The sequence below is a fragment of the Desulfonatronum thiodismutans genome (assembly GCF_000717475.1).
Lineage (GTDB): Bacteria > Desulfobacterota > Desulfovibrionia > Desulfovibrionales > Desulfonatronaceae > Desulfonatronum > Desulfonatronum thiodismutans.
The window spans coordinates 51,789-62,828 of record NZ_JPIK01000026.1; the positions used below are offsets into that span (position 1 = coordinate 51,789).

Below are 11,040 nucleotides of genomic sequence, written 5' to 3' on the forward strand. Positions count from 1 at the left end.
GTCAGCTTTCCGGTTGGGTCAAAAACAGGTCATAGTCCGCTGGGGACACGGCCATGGTCGATACCTCGGGGTAGGCGTTGGTGAAGGTTTTGGGGAAGGAGGCCTTCCGGCCCGGATTCCACTTGAATTCAACAGCCAAAAGCCTATCCGCCCTCTCTTCGATGTAGTCGATTTCCTGTTGCTGAGTGGTACGCCAGAAATATCCAGAGACATCGACTCCCTTGTTGCAAAGCAGTTTTCGCCGCTCCGAAACCATATAGTTTTCCCACAACGCCCCGGCGTCGGTGCGGCTTGTCAAGGGCAGAAAATTTCCAATCAGCGCATTACGAATGCCATTGTCCAGAAAATAGATTTTCTTGCCTTTCTTGATCTCATTGCGGACATTTCGGCTAAAGGCCGGGAGCCTGAACAGGACAAAAGCCTTTTCCAGCAGATCGACATACCGTTCGACGGTGTGGCTGTCCGCTCCGGTCAGTTGCCCGATTTCGTGGAAAGCGACCTCAGAGCCGAGCTGCAACGCCAAAGCCTTGACGATTTTTTCCAACAGGACCGGTTTTTTGAGACCCTCCATCATCAGCAGATCTTTGTACAGGTAGCTTCCGGCCAGCAACTTGATCAATTCCTGGGCCTGATCCGGGTTGGTGACGACTTCGGGGTAGGAGCCGAATACAAGGCGATGTTCCAAGTAGCGCCGCTCTTCGAGCAAGCCGTGGTTCTGCGCCAGCTCGGCAAACGAAAGTGGGAAAAGCGTGAATTCGTATTTCCGACCGGTCAGTGGTTCGTTGATGCTGGAATGCAGTTCCAGTGAGGACGAGCCGGTTGCAATGACCTGGGTTTCGGGAATCTGGTCCGTAATCAGCTTCAGGGTAAGACCGATGTTGGGGACACGCTGGGCCTCGTCGACGCAGAAGATTTCATGTCGGCCGATAATGGTGCGCAGCCTTGTGGACGTCGGACTGTCCAACAGTTCGCGCACATCAGGCTCGTCGGCATTGAGGAGCAGAAACGACCTGCCAGAATTCTCAAGCACCTTCTTGATCAGAGTCGTTTTGCCGGACTGCCTGGGACCAAGCACGATGATGGCTTTGCCCAGAAACAAGCGCTTCTGGACGCGTTCTTCCATTTCTCGGAATATAAAATGCTTCGATTTCATTCGAATGAAATTATGCTATTTTTGGAATGGAGGCAAGAAAGGTTGTGGCATGTACCGGGCGGATATGTTCTTAGCCCCCTCCCAATATTCTGATCCCTGGCTGTCGCGGCCTATGCCTTGTTACTCGGGATATTGGGGATCAAACCCTTAGCGGAGGCTATTTTCTGAACCTCCAGGGGGATATCCCGGGCATCAACGAGCAGACCGTTGACCGTGATCATCCAGGCCAGAGGATTGGAGGTGAAAGTATGGGTCCCCATGAGCTGTTATATCTTGAGTTGGAGGCAAATTCATGGCCAGTGCGCATTCAATGTACCCCTCCAGCAAACAAACTGGAATAGGCCTGAGACACGATATCCCATGTATAGTGCTCCCGAGCATACGCGGCCATGGCGGCACCGACCCTGCCGCTGTGCTCCGGGTTCAGCGAATCGATGATTGATTTGAGTCCTGCCGTGTCGGAAAAGTACAATGCCTCTTGGTTCGTGGTCTCCCGGTTGTAGTCGACATCGTAGGCCGCGATGGGCAGGCCGAGGTGCATGGCCTCAACCAGGGATGGGTTCGTGCCGCCGGCGCTGTGACCATGAACATACAGTACGCAGTTGCCGCGCAATTGATTGAGCAGGTTCTGGTCATAGATGGGGTCGAGCATGTAAATGTTTTGGCAGTCCTCGAATTTCCGGCGCAGGCTTCTGCCGTATGCGCTGTTCTGCCAATTGCCCGCGACAACGAGGGGCAGCGCGAAGCAGTCCCTGAAGGCCTCGAGAATCAAGCGGACATTGTTTTCCGGTTCGATGCGGCAGACCTTAAAGGCGTACGGGGAGCTCACGAAGGGAAATACCTCGCGCGTCTCATCCGCAATCGGGACTTTTATTGCATGATCCCCACCGTAAGGGATGAAAACAGCCTCCTTCCCATATTCCTTACGAACATACTCAACAAGTACACGACTATCCGCCACGACCACATCGGCGTGGCGCACGGCCATCTTTTCAGAATATTTCAAGAAAGACTTCGCCGGACCGGACCACTTCGCCCGTTTCCACTCAAGGCCGTCAATGTTGACGATGATTTTTTTGCGGAAGAGCAACCGGAAAATTGGAAGGAACGAGCAACCAGAAACGCCGAGGATCAAGAGCACGTCGGCCTTTCGGGAGGCGTGTAGCATGGAAAGGATGTCGTAGGGGATGCTTTGGATGCCGTTGGCAGAGAGGGGGAGGTAGACTAGTTTAGCATAACCATAGGTTTGAATTTTTATACAATATTTCTTTGAACTGCAGAAAACGTTGAATAATAAGGTGTTGCTTGAGTATTTTGTTATATACTCAGCAAGTGTCTCAAATCCTCCATATTGAGCAGGAATACCAGTAGTGCCAATGATTGAAACTATCACATCATAAGTCTTTGAATGTTAATTATTATTTTTCTTGCTATAATATTTATTACCGATATTTCGTTATTAAAAAATAATGACATATTTTTGTAAAATTCAATAATTACCTTGATTTTTGTAATTTTTTTAAACGAATACTGAAGAGAAAATTTTTTAGCACCTTCTAAATTTTCATTATGCTGCCTATAATAAATTGTCGGTTCATTTATCCAGAAAATATATCCTTTTTTTGAAACATTTATAGATATCCACTGATCGTGAACAATATTTGTTTCAGGATAAGGAAATACTATACTTTTTACAGCCTGATTAATAATTATAGTACATCCCGTAACAACATTTTGTGCTAATAAATTTTTCCAATTTAACGAAATTCTACAATCAATTTTTTGATGTTTCCAAAAAGATCTATTAATTACGTTGAGATTTTCATCAACTATCGTAAGATCTGTAAAAATTAGTATAGGTTTGTTGTTTTCATGTTTTGACTCAATTTCCTTTATTTTTAAAATTGCTTTCTCAATTTTCTTTGGAAACCAGATATCATCTTGATCACAAAACATGATATAATGACTTTGAGAAATATTAAGCAATCTCATAAAACTTTTGAATGCGCCAATATTTCCATAATTGTCGTTTATAATTTCAATTAATTGAGGATTTCTTTTTGAATAATAACGAATGATGTCTAAAGTTTTGTCTATTGAACCATCATCGCGAATATAAACTTTAAAATTTCTATATGTTTGTGCAAAAAGAGAATCTAGCTGTTGAGCTAAATACTTTTCTCCATTATAAGTAGAAAGCAATATGTCTAACATGATTTATATATAATTATTTATATATGTATGAAGTATCTTTGAAGTATTTTTTAATATATTTGATAATTTTGTTTGGAATGATAAATTTTAAATAGTATTTGAATATTGATAAAGTAATAATTCTATATATAATTAATAAAGGTAATTTGTTTTTTTTATAAATTTTATAGTTGTCATAAAATGAAAATACAGTGTTGCTTTTTCCGAATACCCTGTATTCTCCGAATTGTTTTTTTATATTCATTCCATTATAATTACAATTTATCATTCTAATGTTGAAGTCGTAGTCAGCACAATATTTATATAATGTATTATAAAAGTGTATTTTTTTGTATACATCTAAAGATATAAAGCATGATTGATGTGATAAAGGATTCTCTTTGTATCTTTTTTCGTAAATTTCATTGCTTTGAAGCGTTTTTCTGTATCCAAATATAATTCCATTCTTGTTTTTAAGATTGATATATCCATATACGTAATCAATTTTTGGATATATTTTGCATGTTTTTGCAATATCTTGAATTATATAGATATAGTATGTATCGTCTGAATTTAAAATTCCTATAAAAAAACCATATGATAATCTTATTCCTTTATTCATCGCATCATATATTCCCTCATCTTTCTCGCTCACCCAGTAATCAATGGCATGTTCATATTTCCGGATGATGCCCAGCGTCCCGTCCGTGCTCCCTCCGTCGATGACGATATACTCCACGTTATCGTAGGTCTGGTTGAGGACGCTGAGAATGGTTTCTTCCAGATGTTTCGCCCCGTTGAGGACCACGGTGATCACTGTGATCAGGGGCTTGTCCGGGAGGCTGCGCTTGAACAGCCCCTGGGTGCGCAAGCCGCCTTGTCCGGTGCGGTTTTCGCTCTCGGGCAGGAACAGGACCGTTTCGAACGCGTCCCCAGACTTGCTCTCGATGACAGGTTTTTCCCGAGTCACCAGCCGGGTGGTGCTGTAGTCGTTGTTCAGGCAGAAGGTGCTGTTGTGCTGATCATGCATGATTCAAGTCTCAGATGTCACCAGAACGTTCCGCAATCAAAGGCGGAAAAGGCGGGGTCAACAATAATCGGCGGCCACGAGTTCATGGTACCTTTCGACAATGTCCGGCGGCTGTTCCTGCTTGCCGATTCGGTGCTTCGTGGCGATTTCCCAAGTACTGGCCGAACTGACAAAAATGGAGTTCTATTCATCGGAAATGGCATACTTGGGGTCCTCGAACAGTCCATCCTCGGCCAGCGCACGATTGGCCCACATGGTTGAGTCGATCCCGTTGGAGCGCTTGCAATGATGAATGCGATACGCCGTCCGAGCAGCGCCGCCGCTGATGTTGGATGTTTTGAACTGGCATACTTTCTTTTCTTCATCGATATAGCCATCGCGTCAGCAAGCGCCCGGTGCGTTCACGGCCCTTGGTAAGCGTTGACCCCACAAGGTTCATGCCCCGGAGTATCTTGCTGTTTTGCGTCACAACGCCTTGAAACTCAGCCGTGAAAAAAAGCCAGGTTTGGATGTTAAGGGTAAAAGCTGCAGGGCCGGTTAGGATAAATAGGTCGTGTTTGAAGGATAAATGTCACGAACTGGTTACGAAGACACTGCAACAAGCAATGCTGACTTTGGTCTGAATTTTATACATCCTTGTAAGGTTTCCTGCTGATGATATAATGATACATTGCCCGAACTGGCTGATATAGTCCTATGCACCGCAAAATGATGCCCACAAGATTAAAAATATTTTTTCTCATCTGGATACGTGCATATAGCCATCTTTGAACAAGACGAACCCGTAGCATTTCAAGCCGCTTATTTTCTATCAAGCCAGACATCAACTGAACATCTGATAAGTCCTTGGCTTCTCTACGGTTCCTTTTCATATTTATTAACTGCTGAAGCCCTATCAGTTTGACTCCAAACAAAAAGAAATGATTATCTGGATTATAGACAAGTTCATTGACACTTTTTCCATGATACTTAACCGCTTCTGCTGGAGAATCAATATTTAAAGATCTATAAATATCGTCACGGCCAGATGCTGTCAAAATAACTACATCGTTGGATTCGCGCAAACCATAAAGTTCAAGCAACCAGCTTCCATCAATTGCAAATTCATTCGTATGAATATTGTTTTCATTTGATAAACTAAGAACTTGGTTCAGTATTTGGTGGTGCTTACCCTTAAGCAACTCTGCATGATTTAAATAATGCAGACCGTTTTCGTTGCAAAGCAGGCTGGCTAATCTCAATGTCTCTTCATGGGTATTGGTGATATGAATAGAGCTATAGCCATGGCCATTGACAACACGAATATGTTCTTTTATTACACGTACATGTCCTATCCCAGCATCAGCCTGAAAAATGATCATGTTTACATCATCAAGCTTCGGAAAGCACTCAAAGAGCTTCTGGTAAAGCCCTCTGTAGTTAGAGTATTCATCTCCAAACCAATCCATATGGTGATAGCACTGATATAAAAGATTAATAGCCCCCTTATTTGTCAGTGATATTTTTTTTTTGTATATGATATTCCCAAACAGTTTTTCAGCCAGGTGAATATTAATTGAGCTACTTGGCCACAAAAAAGCAATAAAGCAGTTCCGTGCATAATGCAAAAATTGTATTACTGATTGTTCGATGATTCTGAGTGGTACTGCGCAGTTGAAAAAATATTGGTGGTCGCAGATGATTGAAGGCAATGTGGTTTGAATAAATGCTACATCCTTTCCATGGAAAAGTGCAGCACTAAGGCGATGTGCTCCGTTGATAATAGATCCATTCTTGGAAACTGGTAACAGTGTTTTTTCAATATCAAAGTTTTTTGAGTATATTTCATTTGAAACTTCATCAAAAACTTTTTTAAAAATATTAAAATCAGATTTTTTGGGGTTATCGGGGTCGACTAAAGAGCCTAGTGTCTGCGCTCTCAGAGCTTCAAAATATATTTTTTCTGCTAAATCGGGAGTCTTATTTTTTAGTTTTAAATATAAAGTGCGCATCCCTATATCAAGGCGGTTCCATTTGACCAATTCCTCAGGAGGTGCCCAGTGCACAGTATATTTGACTTCAGGCATCCGTTTCCATACACCTAATTCTACTCTATCGTAAAGATCAGATTTTGATAGCTTCATAGCTTTGCAAAATATTTGATACGCCTCAAAATACGGCAGGTTATGCTCATGTTTCCGAGGAAATGGGTGTCATATAATTCATCAGCTGAAACATTTTATTGAATCGAAGCTGTAGACGAATTCTTTTACGATCCTTTCAGAAGGAAATCCATAAAATACTTTTAGCGTTTTGAAATGAGAAATCGTGCAAACGGAAAAAGTGAATAGGACTTCATGTTAAAGAGGATTCTGGTTTCTTTCTTGAACAGATCAGATACCAGGACAACAAAGAAATATGATACGACAGTTGCATAGGCGGCTCCGGTTGCTCCGAATCTTGGAATCAGAAGGATGTTCAGGCCGACGTTCATCCCCGCCCCCAGCAGCGATCTTTGCATACTCAGGATCTGTCGATTCTCGGCCAGGAACCATCTGGAACTGGCGGCACCTAAAAAAACAAACACTGCGGCCCAGATATGTATTGTGAGAACGGCCCCAGCCTGCTCATAAGCCTGCCCGAACAAGATGACGATCAGGTGGGAGGACAGAAATGTCATGGGCAGGGCGATGGCCACGGAAATCCAGGCCATCAGGTCGAACAGCTTTTGCAATCTCTGATAGTAGAGCTCCTCGCTTCTTTTCTTTGCTTCGAGAATAGAGGGGAACACGGAGGCTGTGATCGCCATGGGTATAAAGTACCACACTTCACTCACCCGCACGGCCGCCGAATATATCCCCACGGCCTCATCACCAATCATCTGCCCCAGCATGATCTGGTCGATGCGCATGTAGATCATCACGGCCATGCCCGAGAGGATAAGTGGCCAGCTATCGCGTAGCAGTGTTTTGGCCCTGCGCATTCCGGGCTTCCATGCATGCAGCCTGCGGCTGGTCCGACTATAGACAACCAGGAGGGAAGCCGCGACCAGGGCCGCCTCTGCCAAGATTGCCCAGGCGAACGCCGTAAGCGGTGCATGGGTCAAAATCATGGCGACCTTGATTCCGGCGATGAGCAGAAAGGTCGTGTTTTCCACCCAAACCACGAACTTGGATTGAACCTGAGATTCGAACCAGTATTTGATCGTCTCCCCGGCCCTGAGCACCAGTGTGAAGCCAAGGATGGCCACGATGGTTCTGGTCAAGTCGTCGTCGGGGCGGAAATAGGAAATCGTCGCGAACACCAGAAGGTAGGCCGTCAGCCCCCCCAAGAGCTGTAGCACGAAGGCCGTGCCCAGGGTTTCGTTGCCGCTGGTTTGGTCCTGGACGATATCCCGGACCACGATGCCGTGCAGACCCAGCGTGGCCACGGCCCCGAACAGCCCGATAAAGGCTAGGGCGAAGCTGAGCAGCCCGAACTGTTCCGGCCCCAGGTATCTGGCCACCCAGACCCCCACCAGGAGCCCCACGCCCATGCGCAGGATCTTGTCAAAGAACAACCAGCCGATATTATCCAGGATCTTCAGCAGTCCTGTCCGGTGCGCGATTCTTTCATGCACCCATGTCGGCAGCCACTTCAAAACGCTGTGAAGCATTCGAAGGTTTGGAGGTTAAAAGGGGGGAGTGAATAAAAAAAAGGCAGCACTATGAATTTCATTCAGGTTCCCAGATCGGTTTCTCTGTTGCTTGTCGTACTGGCCTCATGGTCGAGTCGGATCAAACGACACGTCGGTGACAACCGGGAAGCGGTACCTCCCCAATATATGAAGAGGGGAGGGTGGTCGAGTGAGGCTGTCGAGGTCCAGGGGCAGTCCCGTGATACTATTGAAGGGGCACTCGTTTTTTGACAAGCAATCCAGGCACTCTGCGGAACTCGAGAAAACTATTCGTGACCAAGATCAACCCTCTACTTCTTGCATGCTCCGCTATCTGATTGTCATATGCCCCGATATTTTGTCCACCGGTTTCCAGATTGCCAATGATCCTGAAACTATGCAAGGCGGGAATCGCATCCAAAAAACATGTGATATTCAAACTGAGATGCCGGTGGGTTAACATTGAAGGGGGCAAGTCATTTATGTTGGCCGTTCAGTAACACATGCAGCCGGACCCGGTGCATATCGTCGTACCCGAAGGCTACGGGATGAGAACCTTGATCAGGCGCGTGTATTTGATTTTCTAGCTAGACTTGGCTAGATTTCTCGCTGGGGCATGTTTTCAAACAGAAGCTGGTTGGAAAGAATCGAAGGAGGGGCATGATGCTGGTCGTGAACATGTTCGAGGCCAAGACGACGCTTTCCAAGCTGGTCGAGGCCATTGAAAGCGGAAAAGAGAGCGAGGTGATCATCGCCCGTCACGGAACCCCGGTGGCTAGGCTGGCCCCGATTACCAGGCAGCCGGTCGCCAAACGAATTGGGGTAGCCAAGGGGGAGTTCGTGGTTCCGGATGATATTGACGCGGACAATGAGAACATTGCCGCCTTGTTTCAGGAATCCATTTCGTGAGACTGCTCCTGGACACGCATATTGCCTTGTGGGCGATCGTGGACAGTCCCAGGCTCTCCGCAAAGGCGCGCGAGCTGATCCTGGCCCCGGCAGCCGAGGTGTACGTCAGCGCGGCCACCATCTGGGAGATATCCATCAAGTTTTCTCTTGGGCGAGGGGGCATGCCGCTTTCGGGTGCGAAAGCCGCCGACTGTTTTACAAGGGCAGGGTATTTCAGGCTGCCCATGACCTGGGACCATGCCTTGGCTGTCGAGTCCTTGCCCTTGCTTCACGCGGACCCTTTTGATCGCATGCTTGTGGCCCAATCCCTCAGTGAGCCGATGTTCCTGTTGACCAACGACGGAACTCTTCCGGCATATGGCGAAACGGTGCTCATGGTCTGATAAGAATGTGAAAAGTAAGGTTCAGTAAAGGCGGAGCTGAGGAAGTGGGCGAAGCATCCCGTGGTGAGCGGCCCACGATGATTTTATTGAAGCGGCATCCAATTTTCGACAAGTAATCCTGGCACTCTGCTGAACTCGCGAATATGATTCGTGACCAGAATCAACCCTCTGCTTCTGGCATGCCCGGCTATCTGATTGTCGTATGCCCCGATACTTTGACCGCGGGCTTCCAGATTGGCAATGATCCTGGCGCTATGCACGGCGGCATTCGTATCAAAATCCAAAACTTCCAACCTCGCGAAAAAACCTTCCACGACCTTCAAGTTTGCATCCGGTTTCTCTGACTTCTCGACACCTTTGATCAGCTCCATGACCGTAACGGCGCTGATGCACAGCTGGCCGTGGCGACGGCGGAACTCCTCGCGAATCACGGCAGGACGGTTCTTGATAGTGTAAATGCAGATGCAGGTGTCGAGCATGTATGTGAGCATCAGACCCCCTCACGCTCCTGTACAGGCGGCTGGTCGCGCTCGCTCATGAAGTCGGCGGTTACGCCGGGGCCGTCAAACCAGCTATCCCAGCCCTCCCCGGCGGGGGCGATGATTCGGCTCCGCCCCACGGCCACGACATCAACGCGCTTCACGTCTTCCGGCAGGGCCACGGCCTTGGGAAGCCGGACCGCCTGGGATCGATTGCTTTTGAATACGGTCGATTGTTCCATTGTCTTCTCCTCATTTGATCGGACTTGTTTGCAAGCGCAGAGTAGCAATGCCTAGGGATATGTCAATGGGATATCTTTTCGCTTGTAGTGGGAAATCCGGGCGATTCCTTGACGTGCCGGATATCATGGCTTTACAGTTAGTCCACATTGTTAGTCCATGGGGGGGGTATGCCATGATGGTCAATGTTCACGAAGCAAAAACCAATTTTTCGAAACTGCTGGATCTGGCCCACGCTGGACAGGAAATCATCCTGGCCAAGTCAGGAAAACCCTATGCCCTTCTGACGTCTCTACCTCCAGGTGTGACCCGGCGCGTGCCAGGACGATTGCCTGGTAAAGTTACGGAAGACTTTTTCGAGCCCTTGCCTGAAGAAGAAATTGCCGCCTGGGAGAGGGCATGAGGCTTTTGCTGGACACCCACGCTTTGCTGTGGTGGCTGACTGATGATCCCAGACTTTCGGTGCCGGCCAGGGACGCCATTGCTGATGAAAAGAACACCATTTTTGTCAGTGCGGCCAGCTCCTGGGAAATCGCCACCAAGCAACGAATCGGCAAACTGGAACAGGTGCCGGGCGTTGTCGAAAGGTTCGCTGAACTTGTGGCGGCCGACGGATTCACCCACCTTCCGATTACCTATGTCCATTCCCTGCGTGCTGGTTCCTACTCCATGCAACATTGCGATCCTTTTGACCGCATGCTTGCGGCCCAAAGTGAACTGGAAATGCTGCCACTTGTCACCTTGGACCCTGCCTTTTCCGCTTTTCACTGCATAACGTTCTGGTAGGATTGTTCGGTACAGGGCCAGACAAGGCCACAAAGCCAATCATTCACTGATTCCGCATCACCCAGAGGGCTTCACGTTCCGGCCGATGGCAGTGATCAATTCTTTAGCAGACTCAACACTCGGCGCTGCGGCTTGCCGAACACCTCTTTCCGATCTTTGACATAATTCCTGGTTCAAGCCGAAGACCTCGATAGCTGACCCGAATACTTCGGAAATCATGGCGGGAGCAAACA

General features: G+C 47.2%; 13 protein-coding genes. 4 read left to right on the forward strand and 9 right to left on the reverse strand.

Annotation, left to right across the window (positions count from 1 at the left end; all coding sequences use genetic code 11):
• Position 1 precedes the first annotated feature (1 nt).
• The 7 genes from GY33_RS0117990 to GY33_RS0118025 form a co-directional block, all read right to left on the reverse strand.
• Positions 2–1,123 carry an ATP-binding protein gene (locus GY33_RS0117990; RefSeq protein ID WP_031388656.1) on the reverse strand — a complete coding sequence of 374 codons (1,122 nt, stop codon included), beginning with the start codon at positions 1,121–1,123 and terminating at the stop codon, positions 2–4.
• A 140-nt stretch (positions 1,124–1,263) separates the two neighbouring features.
• Positions 1,264–1,413: a hypothetical protein gene (locus tag GY33_RS21305; protein WP_153304596.1), complete on the reverse strand. Its 150-nt coding sequence runs from the start codon at positions 1,411–1,413 to the stop codon at positions 1,264–1,266.
• 47 nt (positions 1,414–1,460) lie between these two features.
• The gene (locus GY33_RS0118000) at positions 1,461–2,546 is read right to left on the reverse strand and encodes a DUF1972 domain-containing protein (protein ID WP_031388657.1); all 1,086 of its coding nucleotides are present in this window, start codon (positions 2,544–2,546) and stop codon (positions 1,461–1,463) included.
• Entirely contained in the window at positions 2,543–3,367 is an 825-nt protein-coding gene (locus GY33_RS0118005) for a glycosyltransferase family 2 protein (RefSeq protein ID WP_084185355.1), read from the reverse strand. Before GY33_RS0118005 ends, GY33_RS0118000 begins: the two co-directional genes overlap by 4 nt.
• A 13-nt stretch (positions 3,368–3,380) precedes the next feature.
• Positions 3,381–4,376: a glycosyltransferase family 2 protein gene (locus GY33_RS0118010; protein ID WP_051822819.1), complete on the reverse strand. Its 996-nt coding sequence runs from the start codon at positions 4,374–4,376 to the stop codon at positions 3,381–3,383.
• A 626-nt stretch (positions 4,377–5,002) separates the two neighbouring features.
• A complete protein-coding gene (locus GY33_RS0118020) occupies positions 5,003–6,442 on the reverse strand; it encodes a hypothetical protein (protein ID WP_031388661.1) in 1,440 nt (479 codons plus the stop codon).
• A gap of 218 nt (positions 6,443–6,660) precedes the next feature.
• The gene (locus GY33_RS0118025) at positions 6,661–7,974 is read right to left on the reverse strand and encodes a flippase (RefSeq protein WP_200874893.1); all 1,314 of its coding nucleotides are present in this window, start codon (positions 7,972–7,974) and stop codon (positions 6,661–6,663) included.
• Between the two features lie 696 nt (positions 7,975–8,670).
• Between GY33_RS0118025 and GY33_RS0118030 the strand changes: the two genes are divergently transcribed.
• The gene (locus GY33_RS0118030) at positions 8,671–8,919 is read left to right on the forward strand and encodes a type II toxin-antitoxin system Phd/YefM family antitoxin (RefSeq protein WP_200874894.1); all 249 of its coding nucleotides are present in this window, start codon (positions 8,671–8,673) and stop codon (positions 8,917–8,919) included.
• A complete protein-coding gene (locus tag GY33_RS0118035; RefSeq protein ID WP_031388664.1) occupies positions 8,916–9,302 on the forward strand; it encodes a type II toxin-antitoxin system VapC family toxin in 387 nt (128 codons plus the stop codon). Before GY33_RS0118030 ends, GY33_RS0118035 begins: the two co-directional genes overlap by 4 nt.
• A gap of 83 nt (positions 9,303–9,385) precedes the next feature.
• On the opposite strand, the gene vapC is transcribed toward GY33_RS0118035, so the two are convergent.
• Together vapC and vapB are read right to left on the reverse strand one after the other, a co-directional pair.
• Positions 9,386–9,793 carry a type II toxin-antitoxin system tRNA(fMet)-specific endonuclease VapC gene (gene vapC / locus GY33_RS0118040; RefSeq protein WP_031388665.1) on the reverse strand — a complete coding sequence of 136 codons (408 nt, stop codon included), beginning with the start codon at positions 9,791–9,793 and terminating at the stop codon, positions 9,386–9,388.
• The gene (gene vapB / locus GY33_RS0118045) at positions 9,793–10,023 is read right to left on the reverse strand and encodes a type II toxin-antitoxin system VapB family antitoxin (RefSeq protein WP_031388666.1); all 231 of its coding nucleotides are present in this window, start codon (positions 10,021–10,023) and stop codon (positions 9,793–9,795) included. Before vapB ends, vapC begins: the two co-directional genes overlap by 1 nt.
• A 173-nt stretch (positions 10,024–10,196) precedes the next feature.
• Between vapB and GY33_RS0118050 the strand changes: the two genes are divergently transcribed.
• Both GY33_RS0118050 and GY33_RS0118055 read left to right on the forward strand, forming a co-directional pair.
• Complete coding sequence (locus tag GY33_RS0118050) at positions 10,197–10,424, forward strand: type II toxin-antitoxin system Phd/YefM family antitoxin (RefSeq protein ID WP_031388667.1); 228 nt, start codon at positions 10,197–10,199, stop codon at positions 10,422–10,424.
• Between the two features lie 5 nt (positions 10,425–10,429).
• Positions 10,430–10,807, forward strand: a complete 378-nt coding sequence (locus GY33_RS0118055) for a type II toxin-antitoxin system VapC family toxin (protein WP_200874895.1) — start codon at positions 10,430–10,432, stop codon at positions 10,805–10,807.
• Positions 10,808–11,040: the final 233 nt, after the last annotated feature.

Coding starts and splice junctions, on each gene's coding strand:
- GY33_RS0117990 (WP_031388656.1), bottom strand. CDS start 1,123: ATGGAAGAACGCGTCCAGAAGCGCTTGTTTCTGGGCAAAGCCATCATC.
- GY33_RS21305 (WP_153304596.1), bottom strand. CDS start 1,413: ATGGGGACCCATACTTTCACCTCCAATCCTCTGGCCTGGATGATCACG.
- GY33_RS0118005 (WP_084185355.1), bottom strand. CDS start 3,367: ATGTTAGACATATTGCTTTCTACTTATAATGGAGAAAAGTATTTAGCT.
- GY33_RS0118010 (WP_051822819.1), bottom strand. CDS start 4,376: ATGCATGATCAGCACAACAGCACCTTCTGCCTGAACAACGACTACAGC.
- GY33_RS0118020 (WP_031388661.1), bottom strand. CDS start 6,442: ATGCCTGAAGTCAAATATACTGTGCACTGGGCACCTCCTGAGGAATTG.
- GY33_RS0118030 (WP_200874894.1), top strand. CDS start 8,671: ATGATGCTGGTCGTGAACATGTTCGAGGCCAAGACGACGCTTTCCAAG.
- vapC (WP_031388665.1), bottom strand. CDS start 9,793: ATGCTCACATACATGCTCGACACCTGCATCTGCATTTACACTATCAAG.
- vapB (WP_031388666.1), bottom strand. CDS start 10,023: ATGGAACAATCGACCGTATTCAAAAGCAATCGATCCCAGGCGGTCCGG.
- GY33_RS0118050 (WP_031388667.1), top strand. CDS start 10,197: ATGATGGTCAATGTTCACGAAGCAAAAACCAATTTTTCGAAACTGCTG.